The following is a 20,040-nucleotide window of genomic DNA, read 5'->3' on the forward strand; positions in this document are numbered from 1 at the left end:
GGGCATTGGCCGCGGCGACGTCGTCGGCGCGCTCGTGCAGGCCTTGCAGGTAGCTCGACAGCGAGCCGATTTCTTCGTCGGTCAGCTGCTTGGCCACCGAGGCCATCACGTTGAACAGGTGCGGGTCTTTCTGGGTGGTGGTGCCGGCGCGGTATTCCTCCAGACGACGCTGCGAGTAGACCGCTTGCTGGCCGGCGATGTGCGGGTAGGCCGGACCCGGATTGCCCGCGCCGCCCGGACCGTGGCAGGCCATGCAGGCCGGGATGCCGCGGGCCTTGTCGCCGCTGCGGAACAGCTGCTCGCCGACCTGATAGAACTTCTTGTCCTTGTTCGGGCCGGAGGCGATGACGGTGTCGTCGGCCACGCCGGCGCCGGACTTCTGGGTGGCGAAATAGGCGCCCAGGTCGCGCGCGTCCTGCTCGCTGAGCGCGTCGGCGTAGGGCTTCATCGCCGCGGACATGCCGGTGTTGCGCTCGCCGCTCTTGAACAGGGCGATCTGGTGGGCGATGTAGCGCTCGCTCTGGCCGGCCAGGCGCGGGTACTGCGGATCGGTCGGGTTGCCGTCGAGGCCGTGGCAGGCCGCGCAGGTGCCGGCCTTGGTCGCGCCGGCCTTGACGTCGCCCCACTTGGCCTTGGGCCCGCCGGAAAGCGGCGCGACCTGCACCGGCTCCTTGTCGGGGATCGGCGTGACCGTGGGCTGGGCGAACGCGACGGCGGCGACCGCTAGGGCGGCGATGCCGATCAGGCTCAGGACGCGGGCTTGGCTCATGTAGCTGGGCTCCGAACTACTGCTGGCTTGCGATGCAAGGGCTGGCTGGATGGCGGTGCGGCCGGCCGCTGTCGGCGCCGGAACCTCGGAATTATCTGTCGCCGACCCGGATCGGGTCAACGCGGGTTCAGCCGTCCAGGTCGCAGAACGGGAGCCGGCGGCGAGGGCATGCGATCCTAGTGGCATGACCAACCACCTCGCCCGCGCCCGTTACCTGTTGTCGGCGCACAACGTCAAACAACTGCCGCCCGACGGCGGTTTCGAGGTCGCTTTCGCCGGCCGCTCCAACGCCGGCAAGTCCAGCGCGCTCAATGCCATGTGCCAGCAGAACGCGCTGGCGCGGGTGTCCAAGACCCCCGGACGCACCCAGCAGCTGGTGTTCTTCGACGTCAGCCTGCCTTACCGCGGCCCCGAGCCGGCGCCGGACCCCGACCGTTTCCTGGTCGACCTGCCCGGTTACGGCTACGCCAAGGTGCCGCAGAACCTGCAGGCGCATTGGCAGGCGTTCCTGGACCGTTACTTCGCCACCCGCCAGGCCCTGCGCGGGCTGGTGGTGGTGATGGACATCCGCCATCCGCTCAAGGACTACGACCGCCAGATGATCGGCTACGCGGTCGAGCGCGGCTTGCCCGCGCACGCCTTGCTGACCAAGGCCGACAAGTTCGGCCGCGGCCAGCAGCAGCAACAACTGCTGATGGTGCGCAAGGATCTGCGTTCGACCTACGGCGACACGGTCAGCGTGCAGACCTTCTCCGGCGAGTCCAAGCAGGGCGTGGAGGAAGCGCGCGAGGTGGTGATGGGCTGGCTGGAACTGAGCGCGCCGAGCGCGCCCGCGCCGGTGGCCGCGCCCGACGCCGACGAATAAGCGCGGGCTTCGGGTCCGGCGTCCGCGCGTTATCGCCGGGGCACCGACCCCGTTCATGGCCGCGCGCCGGAACCGCCGAGCGCGGCCGCTGGCCGCTTGCGCACCACCGTTCGCGTTACTTCCTGGGTGACTCACCACCCGCGCTCACCGCGCGGGCCTCAGCCAAGGACGCGCTACGCCATGGACCCGATTTCCGATCCGCAAACCATCCTCGCCGCCGGCGCCTACGGCACCGCGCTGCTGTTCTTCGCTTACGGCGCCTACGCGCTGCTCAAGACCAAGAACGCCGAGCAGAACAAGAACGTGCGCTGGTACCTGGGCATCGGCGCGGCGGTGGTGATCGCGATGATCGGCTTCGACACGCTCAAGAGCTGGCGCAGCGGCGAGCGGGTGGCGCCGAACGTGTTCCTGACCTTTTCGCCGCGCTTCGCCGCGGTCGATCTGCCCGACCCGGTGGTCGAATACAGCGGCCGGACCCTGGCTTCGAACGCGCCGATCAAGATCGCCGACAACAACAGCAGCATCAACATCTCGGTCGATTCGATCATCGAGAAGGTCAAGGGCCTGCAGCAGAACAACCAGCAACTGCAGAGCGCGCTCGGCAGCGCCGCGCTGGCCAGTCAGCCCAAGGAACTGGCCGAGCAGATCGCCGCGGCCGACAGCGCCGGCCAAGATCCTTGCGCCGGCGGCGATGCGACCTTGTGCGGGTGGAAGCAGTTGTCCAGCGGCGAATTGGCCAGCGCTCAGGCCACCTTGACTCAGGCGGTGAAGAACGCGCCCGCCGACGATCCCAAGACCAAGGCCACCGCGCTCAGCGGGCTGGGCGAGATCTACGTCGGCCAGGGCAAGATCGAGGAGGCGCGCGTGGTGCTCAAGCGCGCCGCGGATCTGGGCAATGCCGGGGCCAAGAAGCGCCTGGATGCGTTGGCGGCGCCGCCGAAGATCGCGCCGCGGCCGGTGGCGCCGGTATCGGCGCCGGTGCGGCCGGAACTGCGCGAGCGGCCGGTGCGCGAGGGGCGGCGGCCGCCGCAGGATTGAGAGCCATCGGGTACGGCCGCTTGTAATGCAGCGATCGGCGGCGCGTTATCGGCCGGGCGCAAGCGATCTGGCCGCGTGCCCGCCGCCTACGGCGCCTGACGCAGTCCCGACGATTGGATTTCGCCGCGTGCGTCGTACAAGCGCGAGGTGTCCGGTTCGCCGTTGCCGTCGCTGTCGATCTCGCCGCCGGTCAGCCGTCCGCCGGTGTGGAAGTTGCGTTTGATTACCCGGCCTTGTCCATCGAGCCATTCTTCGACGGCCAACACGCCGCGGCGGGCGATCTGCTGGTGCTCCGGCGCGCCATCGCCGTCGTAGTCGACGCTGCGGCCGGCCCACAATCCGTCGCGATAGGTGTCCTCGGTCTCGTAGGAGTCGTTGAAGTCCGCGTCTTGTCTGGAAATGGTCGGCAAGCCGCGAGCGTCGTACTCGGTGACCATATCCGGCTTGCCGTCGATATTGCGGTCGGCCTCCACGCGCACCAGCTTTTCGCCTTCGTAGATCAGGCGTTCGTCGGCGATGCCGTCGTCGTTGTAGTCGGCATGTTCCTCGCTGGTGCTCGGTTGCATCGCGATCGCGGTCGCCGCCGCGCCGAGCAACGCGCCGATCGCCAGCGCGATCACGATGGCGGCCGTCCCGGCGCCGGCGGAGCGCGGCTTGCGCTGGTTCAACGGCCGATAGGCGTTGCCGTCTTCGACGTGCTCGGGCGCGTCGTCGTCGCCGAAATCCGAATCGGCCGGTTCTTCGTCGTCCTCGCTCGGGGGAACCGCGGTTGCCTGCCATTCCTCGATGATCGCGCGCGCCCGCGCGGCTTCTTGATCGGCGACTTCCAGGCGCACCGTCCCGCCCGCAGGCAAATCGCCCGCGCCTGCTTCCAGCGCCGCGCCGAACACGAACGCCTGAATGCCTTCCTGCGCCAACAAATTGCGCACCAGCTGCGCGTCCACCGAATGGGCGGCGCGATAAACGATCTGCACTGGATTCCCCTCCCTGGGCGCGGCCGACCGGCGCGCTCGCGGCAGTATGCCCGCGAGCGCCGTCGGCGCCCAGCGCGGGTCTCAGCCCTGCGCGCGCGCCGCGTACATGCCGTAGGCCGGCAGAATCAGACGCTGACCCTGTATACGCCCGCTCGGCAGGCCGTGGCCGCTGTCGACGCTCCAGCCCGCGCGTTCGCCCAGCTCCACCGACGCTTCGCCGTCGCCGAGATTGAACGCCAGCAACACCGCGCCGGGGCCTTCGCCGCGAACGAACGCGATCACCGGTTCGGCGCTGTCGATGAACGCGATCGCGCCGTCGAGCAACGCCGGATGGCGTTTGCGCCAGCCCAGGAACTGTCGGAAACCGTTGAGTGCGGAGGCGGGATCGTCCTGCTGCCGCGCCACGTCCAGCCGCCGATGGCTGGCCGGAATCGGCAGCCAAGGTTCGCCGCTGCTGAAACCCGCGCTTTCGCCGCTGTCCCACGGCAACGGCGTGCGGCAACCGTCGCGGCCCTTGAAATTGGGCCAGAACGCTTTGCCGTAAGGATCCTGCAGCGCTTCGAACGGAACATCGGCCTCGGGCAGGCCGAGTTCTTCGCCCTGGTACACGCACACCGAACCGCGCAGCGAACACGCCAAGGCGCTGAGGAAGGTGGCGAAGTGGGCCGGGCGCTCGCCGCGGCCCCAGCGGGTGACCACGCGCTGCACGTCGTGATTGGAAATCGCCCAGCACGGCCAGCCTTCGCGCATGGTCGCTTCCAGGCGCTGCACCGTGCCGCGGATGTGTTCGACGCTGTAGTCCTCGGTCAACAGCTCGAAGCTGTAGCCCATGTGCAGGCGGCCGTCGCGGGTGTATTCGTCCATGGTCGCCAGCGAGTCTTCCGAGGAAATCTCGCCCAGCGCCACCGCGCCGGGGTAGCGGTCCAGCAACGCGCGCAGCTCGGCCAGGAACGCCAGGTTCTCCGGCTGGGTGTTGTTGTAGTGGTGGTACTGGAACGCGTACGGATTGTCCGGGCTGAAGCCGCGGCCGACCCGCTCGGACGGCGGCTTGGGCGGGTTGTCGCGCAGCTGCGCGTCGTGAAAACAGAAATTGATCGCATCCAGGCGCAGGCCATCGACGCCGCGGTCGAGCCAGAAGCGCACGTTGTCGAGCACCGCCGCGCGCACCGCCGGGTTGTGGAAGTTCAAATCCGGCTGCGAGGACAGGAAGTTGTGCAGATAGTACTGCTGCCGGCGCGGTTCCCAGCGCCAGGCCACGCCGCCGAACAGCGACATCCAGTTGTTCGGCGCGGTGCCGTCCTCGCGCGCGTCGGCCCAGACGTACCAGTCGGCGTAGTCGTTGTCGCGGCTTTCGCGGCTGCGCTTGAACCACTCGTGCTCGCTGGAGGTGTGGCTGAGCACTTGATCGATCATCACCCGCAGGCCCAGCGCATGCGCCTTGGCCAGCAACCGGTCGAAGTCGTCGATGTCGCCGAACAGCGGGTCGACCGCGCGGTAATCCGCGATGTCGTAACCGAAGTCGGCCATCGGCGATTTGAAGAACGGCGAGATCCAGATCGCGTCCACGCCCAGGTCGGCGACATAGCCGAGCTTGTCGATGATCCCGGGCAGATCGCCGACGCCGTCGCCGTTGAGGTCGCGGAAGCTGCGCGGATAAATCTGGTACACGACCGCGCCGCGCCACCAGGCGTCGTTGCGGAGCGGATCGTTGGAAAGACGGACGGCGGACAAGACGGGCCCCTGTAGCGATGGCGGCCTGCGTGCTGCGCTGCCGCGATGCGGGCCAGCTTACCGCCGGCGCCCGCCGCGGCCCGAGCGTGTGCATACGTATTCACCCGGAAATCGCCAAACGAAGTGCGACATGAATGCGACTCCATGCCATGAATACGTATGCATAAGCCGCTGCTGGCGCGAAGCCTTGCCTAACATGCGCCACAGACCGAAGGCGCACGCCGCCTAGGCGACCGCGGCGCGAGGCAACGAGCGCGCGGACGACACACAGCGCTTCTGGAGGGGAGCATGTCGAGATCCAAGCCGGCTTCATCGAAATTCAACCGCAACCTGTTGAGCGTGGCCCTGGCCTCGCTGGGCGTGTGCGCCTCGTGGACCGCGTCCGCCGCCGACGCGCCCGCGCCGCAGGACACCGCGCCCGCCGCGGCCGCGCCGCAGTCCGAAGCGCACCAGCTCGACGCGGTCCAGGTCACCGGCAACCGCCGCGTGCAGTCGATCCAGAAGTACGCCGGCACCATCCAGTCCTTCAGCGGCGAGGACCTGACCAAGCTCGGCATCAACACCGACTTCCGCAACTTGCAGGCGGTGGTGCCGGGATTGCAGATCACCAAGCAGGAAGGCAAGTACGAAATCTTCCTGCGCGGCATCGGCGCGGCCGATTCGGACTTCTCCTCCGATCCGTCGGTGGCGACCTACTACAACGGCATCTACCTGCCGCGCCCGCGTTCGATCGGGCCGATGTTCTTCGACGTCGACCGGGTCGAGGTCAATAAAGGCCCGCAGGGCACGGTGCGCGGCCGCAACGCCACCGGCGGTTCGATCAACGTGATCTCCAAGCGCCCCGAACTCGGGGTGACCAGCGGCGGGCTCAAGGTCGGCGCCGGCAATTACGATTTCACCACCGCCGAAGGCGTGTTGAACCTGCCGATCGGCGAGACCTTCGCCTTGCGCGCTGCCTTGTTCGACGAAGAGCGTTCCTCCTACATCGGCAACGGCTATCCCAAGTCGCTGTTCGACGCCGAGGGCCCGGGCGCGCTGGACAATCAGGCCGCGCGGCTGTCGATGCTGTGGGAGCCCAGCGACAAGTTCTCCGCGTACGTGATGCTGGACAAGGTCACCGAGCGCGGCACCGGCGATCCGGGTCTGTTCGCCGAGCGCGGTCTGGCGGCGGGTTACGACATCAAGGATCTCGACGATCCGTTCAAGCAGTACTTCCGCACCCAGGGCCGCACCACCAACGACATCGAAGGCGTCGCCGGCACCTTCACCTACAACTTCACCGACAAGGTCTCGGTGGAGTTCAGCACCTCGTACCGCAAGTACGATTTCTACAACCGCAACGCTTCGCGCGAATGGCAACTGGGCCCGGTGTATCCGGGGTCCGAGCGCGAAGCCTACTTCAATCCCGAACGCCTGGACTGGTACGACACCTTCTATCAGTCCGACAAGTCCAGCTCGACCATCAACGAGCTGCGCTTCTTCGGCGACACCGGCCGCCTGATCTGGTCGGCGGGTCTGTTCAATTACGAAGAGAAGTACGACTACGCCTCCTGGGACGTCGGCAACGGCTACTTCGGCGATTGCGACTGGTGGCGTCCGGGCACGGTCTGCGGCTATCAGGACGGCCTGGGCGGCGAGAACCGCGGCGACAACTCCAAGGTCGAGTCGAACGCGGTGTACGGCGATTTCAGCTTCGCCGCGACCGATTCGCTGCGCCTGATCGGCGGCATCCGCTACACCCGCGACAAGAAGATCGCGCGCGAATCCAACGTCAAATACCAGTTCATCATCCCCGAGGAACTGTTCCAGCAGTTCACCGGCCAGCCGATCAACACCGCGACCAACCCGTACACCACCGGTTTGATTCTGGGCTCGCCCGGTTTCCGCCTGGCGCCTCCGGGCAACCGCCGCGGCGGCGATCCGAGCATCTGCACCGGCTGGTCGCCGGCCGAACTCAAGTGCGGTCCGGGCGGCAACACCCTGGACTACTTCCTCGGCGGCTTCCAGAGCTTCGGCGCGCAGGACAACTGGGCGCAGTTCCTGCAGCAGTACCGCGATCAGATCCAGGTGATCGCGCGTTCGGACTTCCCCGGCGGCAAGAGCGAGGATGTCTACAAGGACAACTACGTCGACTGGCGGGTGGGCTTTGAGTACGACCTCAATCCGCAGGTGATGCTGTACGGCACGGTGTCCACCGGCACCCGTTCGGGCGGTATCAACCGGCCGCTGTCGCTCAACGACGGCAGTGCGCTGGCGCCGGCGTTCGAGCCGGAAGAGCTGACCTCGTACGAGGCCGGCATCAAGGGCGACTACGTCTGGGGCGAGACGCCGGTGCGCATGAACGCGTCGGTGTTCTACTACGACTACAAGAACAAGGTGCTGCAGAACCTGATCGACGTGCCGGCGCCGACGCCGACCAATCCCAACGCCACCAGCCGTCAGGTGTTCAACGACAACGCGGCCAATGCCAGCGTGCTGGGCCTGGAACTGGAAGGTCGGGTCGGGCTGCCGTACGGGTTCAACGTCGGCTACAACTTCACCTATCTGGACGCGACCTTCGACGATTCGAAGGTGCTCGACACGCGTTCGGGCGGGTTGGGGCTGATCGTGCCGCTGGACGGCAATCGTTTGCCGAACACGTCGAAGTACAACGCTAACCTGAGCTTGTCGCAGACCATCGACATCAATCGCGGCGCGCTGTCTTCGTTCGATTGGACGATCAATCTGACTTACCGGTCCGATTATTACCTGACCGCGTTCAACAGCCGCGGGTTCGGGTTGGATGCGGCCGGCAACGTGATCGAGATTCCGCTCAAGGATATGCCGTTCAACAACGGCTCCAATCCGGCCGCGGGCGGCGGGCCGGCCAACGGGTTGGCGATGCGCGACGACGTGGATGGGTTCGTGACGGTGAATGTCTCGGCCGGGTTGAACTTCGGCAGCGACAATCAGTTCCGGATCGATGGGTTTGTGTCGAACCTGACCGATGAGGTGTATTCGGGTAAGGGGTTCGTCAATAACGCTACCAATATCCGGTATTTGAATACGCCGCGGATGTATGGGGTTCGGTTCTCTTCGCAGTTCTAAGAGGGATTCGCGACGCTGGGAGCAAATCCCCCCTAGCCCCCCTTTTTCAAAGGGGGGAACAGAGCGCGGGGGCGGGAAGAAGCGACGTTACTTTCAGCCGCCGCACTTTGCTTGTCTTCCCCCTTTGCAAAAGGGGGACCGAGGGGGATTCGCTTTTCCGCTTCAGTACCGAGTCCCACCCGCCGCTCCATGCCAGTATCGAGCCCATGACCGACCGCCCCAGCGCCACGCCCCGCAAGCCGCAGCTGTCGTTCTGGCAGATCTGGAACATGTGCTTCGGCTTCCTCGGCATCCAGTTCGGTTTCGCGCTGCAGAACGCCAACGTCAGCCGCATCTTCCAGACCCTGGGCGCGCCGATCGACGACATCCCGATGTTGTGGATCGCAGCGCCCCTGACCGGGCTGATCGTGCAACCCATCGTCGGCTACCTGTCCGACCGCACCTGGACCGGGCTGGGCCGGCGCCGGCCGTATTTCCTGATCGGCGCGGTGCTGGCGACCCTGGCGCTGCTGGCGATGCCGAACTCGCCGACGCTGTGGATCGCCGCCGGTCTGCTGTGGATCTTGGATGCGTCGATCAATATTTCGATGGAGCCGTTCCGCGCCTTCGTCGGCGATCAGTTGCCGCAGCAGCAACGGCCCACCGGCTACGCGATGCAAAGCTTCTTCATCGGCGTCGGCTCGGTGATCGCCAGCCTGCTGCCGTTCGCGCTGGCGCATTTCGGCGTCGGCAACACCGCCGCGCCCGGCGAGGTGCCCGATACGGTGCGCTACGCGTTCTACTTCGGCGGCGCGGTGCTGCTGCTGTCGGTGGCCTGGACGGTGCTGCGCACGCGCGAGTATCCGCCGCAGGAACTGCAGGCCTTCGATGAGGCGCCGGCGCTGCCCTCGCCGGAGCGCGACCGGGTGCGCTGTCTGTTGCTGGGCGCTTCGTGGATGGTGGTCGGCGGTATCTGCGCGACCGCGATCTCGATGATGGCGCTGGACCGGCAGTTGTACGTGCTGGCCGCGCTGATCGCGGCGTTCGGCCTGGCCTTGGTGCTGCGCGGGCTGGTCCGCGGCGGCGGCGGGTTCGCCACGGTGATGGACGATCTGGGCGCGATGCCGCCGACCATGCTGCGGCTGGCGGTGGTGCAGTTCTTCTCCTGGTTCGCCCTGTTCGCGATGTGGATCTACACCACCCCGGCGGTCACCCAACTGCATTACCACAGCAGCGATACCGCCTCGGCCGCTTACAACGAAGGCGCCAACTGGGTCGGGGTGTTGTTCGCCGCCTACAACGGGTTCGCCGCGCTGGCCGCGATCGCGATTCCGCCGCTGAGCCGGCGCTGGGGCCTGCGCTGGACCCATTTGTTCAATGTCGTTCTCGGCGGCGCGGGGTTGATCTCGATCGCGCTGATTCGCGACCCGCAATGGCTGCTGCTGTCGATGGTCGGCGTCGGCTTCGCCTGGGCCTCGATCCTGTCGCTGCCGTACGCGATGCTGTCCGACAGCGTGCCGGCGGCGAAGATGGGCGTGTTCATGGGCATCTTCAATTTCTTCATCGTGATTCCGCAGTTGGTTGCCGCCAGCCTGCTCGGGTTTCTGGTCAAGAAACTGTTCGGCGGGCAGCCGGCGATGGCCTTGGTGATCGGCGGGGTCAGTCTGTTTCTCGCCGGCGCCTGCGTGTTGTGGGTGCGCGAGCCCGGCACGGAGGCGCGCGCATGAAGGCGGCGCGCATCGCGTTGTTGGCGCTGGCTCTGTGCGGCTGCGCGCACGGCGCGGGCAAGGCCGCGCCGTCGTCCGATTACTACGGCACGTTGGAACCGATGGCAAGCGAGGCGGTGTACTTCGTCGTCACCGACCGTTTCGTCAACGGCGACACCGGCAACGATCAGCGCGAGCAGGGCGGGCCGGACCCGGCGACCCAAACCTTCGACCGTCCGGTGCCCGGCGCGCCGCCGGGGCGCAGCGACAACATCGGTTATCTGGGCGGCGACTTCAAAGGCTTGCTCGACAACGCCGAATACATCCGCGACATGGGCTTCGGCGCGGTCTGGCTGACGCCGATCGTCGACAACCCCGATCAGGCCTTCACCGGCGGCGACGCGGTGACCTGGGGCGGTGCGTTCCAGGATCGCGGCAAGACCGGTTATCACGGTTACTGGGGCGTGGATTTCTATCGCCTGGACGAGCATCTGCCCAGCCGCGATCTGGATTTCGCCGGATTGACCCAGGGCTTGAAGCGGCATGGGCTGAAGACGGTGCTCGACATCGTCGCCAATCACGGCTCGCCCTCGTTCACCATGCCGGTCGATCAGCCCAAGTACGGCGAGATCTATCGCGATGGCGTGTTGGTTGCCGATCATCAGAATCTCGCTCCGGAACGGCTGGATCCGGCGAAAAATCCCTTGCACCGGTTCTTCCATAACGAGAAGGATCTGGTCCAGTTGTCGAACATCGACGAGACCAATCCGGCGGTGCTGGATTATTTCGTCGGCGCCTACTCGCAATGGATCGATCAGGGCGCCGACGCGTTCCGCATCGACACCATCCGGCACATGCCGCCGGCGTTCTGGAAGAAATTCTCCGATCGTATCCGCGCCAAGCGGCCCGGGTTCTTCATGTTCGGCGAAGCCTTCGATTACAAGGCCGAGAACATCGCGCCGTTCACCTGGGCCGAAAACGGCGGCGTCAGCGTGCTGGATTTCCCGCTGAAGGAGCGCATGGCCGAGGTGTTCGGGCGCAAGCGCGGCGACTATGGCCTGCTCGCCGATCGGCTGTACCTTGCCGACGGCCCGTACGCGAATCCGTACGAGCTGATGACCTTCTACGACAACCACGACATGCCGCGTCTGGATGCCAGCGATGAAGGCTTCATCGACGCGAACAACTGGTTGTTCACCGCGCGCGGCATTCCGGTGATCTATTACGGCTCGGAAGTCGGGTTCGAACGCGGTCATGCCGAGCATGCCGGCAATCGCAATTACTTCGGGCAAGCGCGCATCGACGCGGCGCGCGCGCATCCGATCCGCGCGTCGCTCAAGCGCATCGCCAAGCTGCGCCAGGACTCGCCGGCGTTGCAGCGCGGCTTGCAGTTGAATGTGTTGTTGCAGGGCGATCGGGCGGCGTTTTATCGGGTCTACGAACATGCCGGCGTTGCCCAGATCGCGCTGGTGTTGCTCAACAAGGGCGATGCGCCGGCGCGGTTCGAGGTGAGCGAGTATCTGCAGGCCGGTCGTTGGCGCGCTGGTTTGGGCGGTGGCGAGACGGCGGTTGAGGACGGCGATGCGTTGCGCGCTTCGGTGCCGGCGCATGGGGTCGAGGTGTATCTGCTCGATGCGCCGGCGACGCGGGCGGATCTGGTGGCGGCGCTGGATCGGGCGATGGCGCGGGCGCGCCGGGTGTCGCCGAAGCGCTGAGCGGTTGAAAGTAATCGATCAAGTCGCCTGAAATACTCCACTCCGTCATTCCGGCGAAAGCCGGAATCCATTTTGCTGTTGCTCCTGCCTTTCCCCGGTTGACCGCGAAGCAAAATCAAAATGGATTCCGGCTTTCGCCGGAATGACGGAGTGGGGAGTGCGCGGGAATGTCAGGCCGCAGCAGCCCAACCACTCAAGCGCCGCAGGACTTACGCACCACCAAGGCCGTCGGCAACCGCTGGCTCTGCGCCGGTTCGCCGCGGATCAGCATCATCAACGTATCCACCAACAACTCGCCGGCCTGCTTGGTGTCCTGAAACACCGTAGTCAACGGCGGATGCGCGAAGCGCGCCATCGGAATATCGTCGAAGCCGACCACCGACACGTCCTCGGGAATGCGAAAGCCGTGTTCGGCCAAGGCGCGCATCGCGCCCAGCGCGATCAGATCGCTGGCGGCGAACACCGCGTCGAACGGCAGCCCGCGCGCGATCAGCTCGCGCGCGGCGGCGTGGCCGGCGTCTTCGGAGCTTTCCGCGTCGACCTGCAAGGCGCGGTCCAGCCCCAACCCGGCTTCGCCGAGCGCGCGGTCGCAGCCGATGAAGCGGTCGAGGAATTCCGGGTAATGGCTGGACGCGTCGCCGAGAAAGGCCACACGCTTGCGGCCCAGCGACAGCAAATGCGCGCCGGCCTGCAGGCCGCCGCCGACGTTCTCGCAACCGATCGACAAGCCCGGCTGGTCGGGCAGCACCGCGCCCCAGCGGACGAAGCGGGTGCCTTGTTCGACCAGTTTGCGCAGCTTGCCCTGGTAGGCCAGATAGTCGCCGTAGCCGAGCAGGATCAGGCCGTCGGCTTTCATGCTGTCTTCGTAGTCGGCGGCCCAGTCGTCGGACAGTTGCTGGAACGAGATCAGCAAGTCCTGGCCGTGGCGGGCGCAGGCGCGGGTGATCGAACCCAGCATCGACAGGAAGAACGGATTGATGTGCGACTCATCCGGCGTGGGATCTTCGAACAGCAGCAGCGCCAGCGTGCCCGAGCGCTGCCGGCGCAGGCTGGAGGCGTGGCGGTCGACTTTGTAGTTGAGCTCGCGCACCACCGCTTCGACCCGCTTGCGGGTTTCGGCGTTGACCAGCGGCGAGCCGCTGAGCACCCGCGACACCGTGGCCTGGGAGACGCCGGCCAGGTGGGCGATGTCGACCGAGGTGGCTTTGGACTTTTTGCGCATGGGGGCGAGTGTAGCGGGGGAGCTAAGGCGGCGTTGGGGAGCTGCAAATGCAGGTGATCCGGGAGGGGCGATGCCCGCGCCTGTTTCAGCCGCTTCCTACCCGCAGTTCCCCCAATCCCGCTTCACCTCCCCCGCTTCATTCCCCCCGCTCCAGCCGCGGATCCATCCACCCGCGCACCGCATCCACCACCACATTGATCGCCACGATCAGCGCGCCGATCACCAGCACCACGCCCAGCACCAGGGTGTAGTCGCGGTTGAGCGCGCCCTGCACGAAGTAGCGGCCCATGCCCGGGATGCCGAAGACCTGCTCGACCACCGCCGAGCCGGTGACCACGTTGATCAACGCCGGCGACAGCCAGGCCACCACCGGCAGCAACGCCGGTTTGAGCGCGTGCGCGAACAGCAGCCGGGTCTCCGACAGGCCGCGCGCGCGAGCGGCTTGCAGGTAATCGGCCGACAGGGTTTCCAGCATCGAGGCGCGGGTCAGCCGCGCGCAGTAGGCGATGTTGGGCAGGGCCAGGGCGATCGCCGGCAGCACCACGTTGTCCCACTCGCCCCAGCCGCCGGCGGGCAGCCAGTGCAGGGTCACCGCGAACAACAGCACCAGCAGCGGGGCGACCACGAACTTGGGGATCGCCAGGCCCAGGCCGGCGACGAACATCAGCACCCGGTCGGTCCAGCCGCCGGCGCGCAACGCCGCCCACACGCCCAGGCTCACGCCCAGCAGCAGCGCCAGCAGCAAGGCGATGCCGCCGTTGAGCGCCGACACCGGCAGCGCGTTGGCGATGAGCTGGTTGACGGTGTAATCGGGGTATTGGAACGACGGGCCCAGGTCGCCGCGGACCGCATCGCCGAGCCAGCCCAGGTATTGCATCGCCAGCGGTTGGTCGAGCCGGTACTGCGCATCCAGCACCGCCTGCACTTCCGGCGGCGCGGCTTTTTCGGTGTCGAACGGGCCGCCCGGCGCCGCGCGCAGCAGCACGAAGCACAGCGTGGCCAGCAGCCACAGGGTAATCAGCGCTTCCAGCAGGCGCGAAGCGAAGCGGCGCAGCATCGGCGCGGCGCGCATCAGACCTGCACGCCGAACAAGCGCCCGACCGCGGTCGCCGCGGCCATCGCCAACGCGCCCCAGAACGCCACCCGCAACGCGCCGCGCACGATCGGCGCGCCGCCGGTCCAGGCCGCCAGCGCGCCGGAAATCGACAGCGCCACCAGCGTGGCCGGGATCGCCACGGCCTGCACCTGCCCGGGCGGCGCCAGCAGCACCGCCGCGATCGGCAGCGCCGCGCCGCAGACGAAGGCGCAGGCCGAGGCCAGCGCGGCCTGCACCGGCCGCGCGCGCAAGGTGTCGGTGATGCCCAGCTCATCGCGCGCGTGACTGCCCAACGCGTCGTGCGCGGTCAGCTGGCGCGCGACTTCCTGGGCCAGCTCGGGGCTCAGGCCGCGCTGCACGTAGATCAGCGCCAACTCTTGCAGCTCGCTGTGCGGATCTTCGGCCAGCTCGCGCCGCTCCACCGCGATGTCGGCGCGTTCGGTGTCGGCTTGCGATCGCACCGACACGTACTCGCCGGCGGCCATCGACATCGCCCCGGCGACGGTGCCGGCGATGCCGCTGGTCAACACCGCGGCCGCGTCGGCGCCGCTGGCGGCGACCCCGACCACCAGGCCTGCGACCGAGACGATGCCGTCGTTGGCGCCCAGCACCGCCGCGCGCAACCAGCCCACCCGTTCGGAGCGGTGCGCGGCCGGATTGCGGCTGCGCGCATGCGGACGCTGCGACGGCGCGGTCATGGCGACAGGCTCAGCCAGCGGCTGGCGTGACGGTCCAGCGCATTGGCGTGGAAGCCGCGCACGCGTTCGGACACCAGATGCTTGGAGGAATAGAAGTACAAGGGAATCGCCGCGTTGTGGTTGAGCAGACGTTGTTCGGCCGCGCGCAGCCAAGCGTCGCGCGCGGCCTGCGAATGCGCCGCGTCGGCCTTGGCCAGACGCTCGCGGTAACCCGCGTCGTCGTAGCCCATCCAGTTCAAGGGGCCGTCGCTGCCGAAGGCGGCGAGAAAATTGCGCGCGTCGGGCAGGTCGCCGATCCAGCCGCCGCGGAACACCTGGGTGATCGCGCGTTGCTTGCGGTTCTGCACGAAGACTTTCCATTCCTCGTTGCGCAGCCGCACTTGCACGCCCAGGGTCTGCCGCCACATCGCCGCGACCGCCAGCGCCAGTCGGCGGTGCGGGGTGGAGGTGTTGTAGCGCAGCTCGATCGTCAACGGATGCTCGCTGCCGTAACCGGCGTAGCGGTACAGCGCGCGCGCATGCGCCTCGCGCTGGGCTTGCGGCCACTTCGCCCAGGGGGTTTGCGCGGGCGTGTAGCCGGCGATGCCCGGCGGCACGATCCCGTACGCCGGGGTTTCGCCCAGCCCGGTCACATAGCGGGTGAGTTTGTCGCGATCCACCGCCATCGACAGCGCGCGGCGCAGCGCCAAGGCCTTGTCGTCGCAGCGCGCCGATGCGCAGGCCGCATCGCGGAACGGCGCCTGGGTGGTGTTGAAGCCGAGCCAGAACGCGCCCAGGTACGGCGACAACCGCAATCGCTCGCCGAAGCGCTTGCGCAGCGCGGGCAAGGGCTGCGGCGGCACCACCTCGGTGATGTGCAGGTCGCCGGCGGCGAAGCGTTGCAACTCGGCGGCCGCGTCCTCGGTGACGTGATAGCGCACGCGCTCGATCGCCACCGCGGCTGCGGCATGGAAATTCGGATTCTTCTCGACCTGCAGATTCGCCTGCGGCGTCCACGCCTGCAATCGGTACGCGCCGTTGGACACCAGCCGGCCCGGCTGCGTGTGTTGCGCGCCGTAGCGCTCCAGCGCCGGCAGATACACCGGAAACGCGATCGGCAAGGTCAGCAGCGCCGGCAGCGAGGCGCTGCGGTTGAGGGTGAACACCACGGTGCGCGGGTCCGGCGCGGCCACCCCGAGCCGCTCGGGCGGCAGCTTGCCGGCCTGCACCGCCTGGGCGTTGTCGAGCGCGTCGAACAGCTCGCCGAACGGCGCGGCGGTGGCCGGGGCGAAGGCGCGGCGGAAGCTGGCCCGCACCTGCGCGGCGTCCAGCGGCTCGCCGTTGCTCCAGCGCAAGCGCTCGCGCAGGGTGAAGGTCCAGGTGCGGCCGTCGGCCGACACCGACCAGCGCTCGGCCATGCCCGGCACCAGCCGGCCGTGGGCGTCTTCGGTCACCAGGCCTTCGTACAGATCCCGCAGCACGTTGCCGCAGGCCACTTCCTGACAGCGGTGCGCGTCCAGCGTGCTCGGCTCGGGCCCGTTGCCGCGTTCCAATTGCGTCGTGGCCGTCTGCGCAGGCACGGCGGGCGCCATCAGCGCCAGTAGCAGGGCCGGACCATAGCGTTGCAGGGCGGACGTTGTTCGGCGCAAGAGGGGCTCTACACTGCCTGGGTCTTGCGATTGTAGGCGACCCGCCGCATATCCAGACCCTGAAAGCGTGTGTAGTAGTGCAAGGTAGGTTCCCAGGGCATCGGGCCGGCCCCCGCTTGGCGGGATGCCGGCCGCGGTCGTTGCGGCGCGCTCGGCGCCCGCGCGATCGCTGCCCCGGTCCCGTCGATCGATTCGAACAGTGAGGTGGATGTGTCCGGTCCCAGCCAGGTCAAGGATCTTGAGATTCCCGACATCAAGGGCGGCGCGCGCGCCGTGCTGGTGGATTACCTGGCCTCGGGCGTGCGCCCGGAGTCGGATTGGAAGATCGGCACCGAACACGAGAAGTTCGGCTTCCGCACCGACGATCTGCGTCCGCCGACCTTCGACGGCGAGCGCGGCATCGAGGCCTTGCTCAAGGGACTGACCCAGTTCGGCTGGGCGCCGGTGGAAGAAAAGGGGCGGGTGATCGCCCTGACCCGCGACGACGCCTCGGTCTCGCTGGAACCGGCCGGGCAGCTGGAATTGTCCGGCGCGCCGCTGGCGACGCTGCACGACACCTGCGTGGAAGCGGCGACCCACCTGCGCGAAGTGCGCACCGTCGCCGAACCGATGGGCCTGGGCTTTCTGGGCATGGGTTTCCAGCCCAAGTGGCGCCGCGACGAAATGCCGTGGATGCCCAAGGGCCGCTACAAGATCATGCGCGAGTACATGCCCAAGGTCGGCAACCTCGGCCTGGACATGATGACCCGCACCAGCACCGTCCAGGTCAATCTGGACGTGCGCGACGAAGCGGACATGGTGAAGAAATTCCGCGTGTCGCTGGCGCTGCAGCCGATCGCCACCGCGCTGTTCGCCGATTCGCCGTTCACCGAGGGCAAGCCCAACGGCTATCTGTCCTACCGCTCGCACATCTGGACCGACACCGATCCCGATCGCACCGGCCTGCTCGATTTCGTGTTCGAAGACGGCTTCGGTTATGAGCGTTACGTCGATTACCTGCTCGATGTGCCGATGTATTTCGTGTACCGCGACGGCCAGTACATCGACGCCAGCGGCCAATCCTTCCGCGATTACCTCGACGGCAAGTTGCCGGCGTATCCGAATCAGCGCCCGACCTTGAAGGACTGGGCCGACCACACCACCACCGCGTTCCCGGAAGTGCGGCTGAAGAAGTATCTGGAAATGCGCGGCGCCGATTCGGGCCCGTGGAACCGGATCTGCGCGCTGTCGGCGTTCTGGGTCGGCCTGTTGTACGACGCCGAAGCCTTGGACGCGGCCTGGGACCTGGTGCTGGACTTCAATCCGGCCGAACGCCACGCGCTGCGCGACGGCGTGCCCAAGCACGGTTTCCAGCTGCCGTTCCGCGACGGCAAGGTGCTGGATCTGGCGCGGCGCGCGCTGGAGATTTCCGCGCACGGCCTGAAGCGGCGCGCGCGCTTGAACCACAACGGCGCCGACGAGTCGATCTATCTGGAGCCGTTGACCGAATTCGTGGCGATGGGCAAAAGCCCGGCCGAGCGCAAGCTGGAACTGTTCCACGGCGCCTGGGGCGGCAGCGTCGACCCGGTGTTCAAGGAGTTCGCTTACTGAGCGCGGCCGGCGCCGGTGCGGCGCCGCTGCGCAGCGCGATCACCGCACCGCAGACGATCAGCGCCGCGCCGACCCAGGTCGACGCGCGCGCGATGTGGCCGAACAACCACCAGTCCAGCAGCGCGCTGACCGGCACCGCCACATACATCAGCGGCGCCAGGGTCGAGGCGTTGTCCATGCCGCGGTAGGCCAGATCGCGCAGCGACTGGCTGCCCAGACTGCACGCGGACATGCCCGCCAGCGCCAGAGTCAGCACCCACGCCGATGCGCTGTCGCCGAGCCATTGCGGCTGCGCCGGCAGGTGGGCGAAGCCGAGCGCCGCCAACGGCAGGCCCACCAGCGAGGCCTGAAAATACAGCTTGAACTGATTGCGGAACGGCGGTTGATGCTGGGCGCTGCGATAGAACAGCACCTGCGAAGCGGCCATCGCCACCGCGCCGAGCAGCGACACCAGCGCGTTGCCGTCGAGCCCGCGCGCGTCCGGCCGCAGCACCACCAGCACGCCGACAAAGCCCACGCTCAGCCCGGCGATGGTCGCCGCGCGCAAGCGCTCGCCCAGCCACAGCCGCGCGATCAACGGAATGAACAGCGGCCCGGTGTTGTACAGCAGCACCGCTTGCAGCAAGTCCCCGCGCATCGCCGCGAGCACGAAACAGCCTTGCGACACGATCACGCACACCGCACGCACCCAGGCCGGCCGGTCGGCGAAGGACGCGACCGCGCGCCAGTCCTCGCGTTTGGCCAGGGCCACCAGCACCAGCCCCGGCAACAGGAAGCGCAGCCAGGTCACCAGCTCCGGCGGCAGCCCGCGGGTGTAGCGGCTGAGCAGGCCGAGCAGGGCCAGGCAAGTGGAGGCGGCGGCCATCAGCCCGGCGCGCAGCGCCAAGGGCCGGGAGGGCGAGGGAGCGATCGAGGCTAGCGTGGGAACGGCGGGCATGTGGTAAATGTAGGCCCGCGATAGTATTCGGAAAATCTGGAATTTCCAGAGGAGTGGTAAGTAAAAATGACCACAGACCGCCCTCCCGCCCGGCGCCTGCCGCCGCTGCGCGCGCTGCAGGCCTTCGCCGCGGTGGTCCAGCACGACGGCATGCGCCGCGCCGCCGAGCGCCTGCACCTGAGCCACGCCGCGCTGAGCCAGCACGTCCAGCACCTGGAAGAGGCCTTCGGCCTGCGCCTGCTCGACCGCAGCGGCGGCCGTGCCCGGCCGACCCCGTTGGGGCGCGAATACGGCGAGGCGCTGATCGCCGGTTTCGAACAGATCGAAGCGGCGACCGCGCGCTTGCGACTGCGCGGCGACGACAGCCGGCGCCTGGTCCTCGGCGCGCCGACCAGCCTCAGCGTGAGCCTGTTGTTGCCGAGCATCGAAGAGTTCTCCGCCCGCGCCGGTTTCGACCTGCAATTGTTCTGCCCGGTCACCGTGGCCGATCTGGCGCAAGCGCGGGTCCACGCCTTGTTGATGCACGGCGATCCGCGCGCGCACGGCCTGCAGGGCGAGTTGCTGTTCGAACAAGCGTTAGTGCCGATGGCCGCGCCGGAACTGGTTGCGCGATTGGACCCGCAGCGCTGGTGGCGCGAACCGGCGCCCGGCGCGCGGGTGCTGCACGTGGTCAGCGAAGGCTGGCGCGGCGATTGGCCGGCGTGGTTCGGCGAAGACACCGCGACTTGGCCGTTGCCTCAGCTCAGCTTGTCCTCGCCGATGCCGGCGATCAGCGCCGCGCTGGCGGGGCAGGGCATCGCCTTGCTGTATCCGCGACTGGTCGCCGAGCGTCTGGCCAACGGCGAATTGCAGGCGTTGCCGACGCCGTTCGAGCCGCCGGTCAAACGTTTGTATTTGGCGTGGTTGCCCGAAGCCGACGGCGGCGCGCGCTTGGCGCGGGTGCGCGATTGGGTGGTGGAGTTGATGGCGGGGACTGGTGAGGGCGCCGGTTCGCTGCGAGTTTCG

The 20,040-nt window shown here is 67.7% G+C and carries 15 protein-coding genes; 7 read left to right on the forward strand and 8 right to left on the reverse strand.

All coding sequences use genetic code 11. From position 1 onward, the window contains the following. Positions 1–769 (reverse strand): c-type cytochrome (locus V7787_RS47490; RefSeq protein WP_336094667.1); only part of this gene is annotated, 769 nt, incomplete at its 3' end. A 184-nt stretch (positions 770–953) separates the two neighbouring features. On the opposite strand from V7787_RS47490, the gene yihA reads away from it, so the two are divergent. Next, the gene (gene yihA / locus V7787_RS47495; protein ID WP_336094668.1) at positions 954–1,634 is read left to right on the forward strand and encodes a ribosome biogenesis GTP-binding protein YihA/YsxC; all 681 of its coding nucleotides are present in this window, start codon (positions 954–956) and stop codon (positions 1,632–1,634) included. A 180-nt stretch (positions 1,635–1,814) separates the two neighbouring features. Then, a complete protein-coding gene (locus V7787_RS47500; protein WP_336094669.1) occupies positions 1,815–2,672 on the forward strand; it encodes a hypothetical protein in 858 nt (285 codons plus the stop codon). Between the two features lie 86 nt (positions 2,673–2,758). Here the strand turns inward: V7787_RS47500 and V7787_RS47505 are convergent, their stop codons facing one another. Together V7787_RS47505 and V7787_RS47510 are read right to left on the reverse strand one after the other, a co-directional pair. Continuing rightward, a complete protein-coding gene (locus V7787_RS47505; protein WP_336094670.1) occupies positions 2,759–3,646 on the reverse strand; it encodes a putative signal transducing protein in 888 nt (295 codons plus the stop codon). An 81-nt stretch (positions 3,647–3,727) separates the two neighbouring features. After that, positions 3,728–5,377 carry an alpha-amylase family glycosyl hydrolase gene (locus tag V7787_RS47510; protein ID WP_336094671.1) on the reverse strand — a complete coding sequence of 550 codons (1,650 nt, stop codon included), beginning with the start codon at positions 5,375–5,377 and terminating at the stop codon, positions 3,728–3,730. A gap of 288 nt (positions 5,378–5,665) precedes the next feature. Here V7787_RS47510 and V7787_RS47515 point away from each other — a divergent pair, with 288 nt between their 5' ends. The 3 genes from V7787_RS47515 to V7787_RS47525 all read left to right on the forward strand — a co-directional run bounded on the left by V7787_RS47515 (position 5,666) and on the right by V7787_RS47525 (position 11,864). After that, positions 5,666–8,464, forward strand: coding sequence for a TonB-dependent receptor (locus tag V7787_RS47515; RefSeq protein WP_336094672.1), 2,799 nt, complete (start codon positions 5,666–5,668; stop codon positions 8,462–8,464). A gap of 206 nt (positions 8,465–8,670) precedes the next feature. Further along, on the forward strand, positions 8,671–10,170 hold the full coding sequence (locus V7787_RS47520; protein ID WP_336094673.1) for an MFS transporter: 1,500 nt from the start codon (positions 8,671–8,673) through the stop codon (positions 10,168–10,170). Continuing rightward, on the forward strand, positions 10,167–11,864 hold the full coding sequence (locus V7787_RS47525) for an alpha-amylase family glycosyl hydrolase (RefSeq protein ID WP_336094674.1): 1,698 nt from the start codon (positions 10,167–10,169) through the stop codon (positions 11,862–11,864). Before V7787_RS47520 ends, V7787_RS47525 begins: the two co-directional genes overlap by 4 nt. Before the next feature lie 193 nt (positions 11,865–12,057). Here the strand turns inward: V7787_RS47525 and V7787_RS47530 are convergent, their stop codons facing one another. The 4 genes from V7787_RS47530 to V7787_RS47545 form a co-directional block, all read right to left on the reverse strand. Continuing rightward, positions 12,058–13,086 (reverse strand): LacI family DNA-binding transcriptional regulator, encoded by a 1,029-nt coding sequence (locus V7787_RS47530; protein ID WP_336094675.1) that lies wholly within the window; start codon positions 13,084–13,086, stop codon positions 12,058–12,060. A gap of 136 nt (positions 13,087–13,222) precedes the next feature. Next, positions 13,223–14,158, reverse strand: a complete 936-nt coding sequence (locus V7787_RS47535) for an ABC transporter permease subunit (protein ID WP_336094676.1) — start codon at positions 14,156–14,158, stop codon at positions 13,223–13,225. Then, positions 14,158–14,880: a VIT1/CCC1 transporter family protein gene (locus V7787_RS47540; RefSeq protein ID WP_336094677.1), complete on the reverse strand. Its 723-nt coding sequence runs from the start codon at positions 14,878–14,880 to the stop codon at positions 14,158–14,160. Before V7787_RS47540 ends, V7787_RS47535 begins: the two co-directional genes overlap by 1 nt. Beyond that, positions 14,877–16,508 (reverse strand): peptide ABC transporter substrate-binding protein, encoded by a 1,632-nt coding sequence (locus V7787_RS47545; RefSeq protein ID WP_336094678.1) that lies wholly within the window; start codon positions 16,506–16,508, stop codon positions 14,877–14,879. Before V7787_RS47545 ends, V7787_RS47540 begins: the two co-directional genes overlap by 4 nt. Positions 16,509–16,718: 210 nt before the next feature. Between V7787_RS47545 and V7787_RS47550 the strand changes: the two genes are divergently transcribed. Then, the gene (locus V7787_RS47550) at positions 16,719–18,098 is read left to right on the forward strand and encodes a glutamate--cysteine ligase (RefSeq protein WP_336094679.1); all 1,380 of its coding nucleotides are present in this window, start codon (positions 16,719–16,721) and stop codon (positions 18,096–18,098) included. On the opposite strand, the gene V7787_RS47555 is transcribed toward V7787_RS47550, so the two are convergent. Then, a complete protein-coding gene (locus tag V7787_RS47555) occupies positions 18,079–19,035 on the reverse strand; it encodes a DMT family transporter (protein WP_336094680.1) in 957 nt (318 codons plus the stop codon). The two genes, V7787_RS47550 and V7787_RS47555, sit on opposite strands and share 20 nt — an antisense overlap. Positions 19,036–19,101: 66 nt before the next feature. Between V7787_RS47555 and V7787_RS47560 the strand changes: the two genes are divergently transcribed. Beyond that, on the forward strand, positions 19,102–20,040 hold a 939-nt coding region (locus V7787_RS47560), incomplete at its 3' end, for a LysR family transcriptional regulator (RefSeq protein ID WP_336094681.1).

The organism is Pseudomonas sp. CGJS7 (assembly GCF_036961695.1).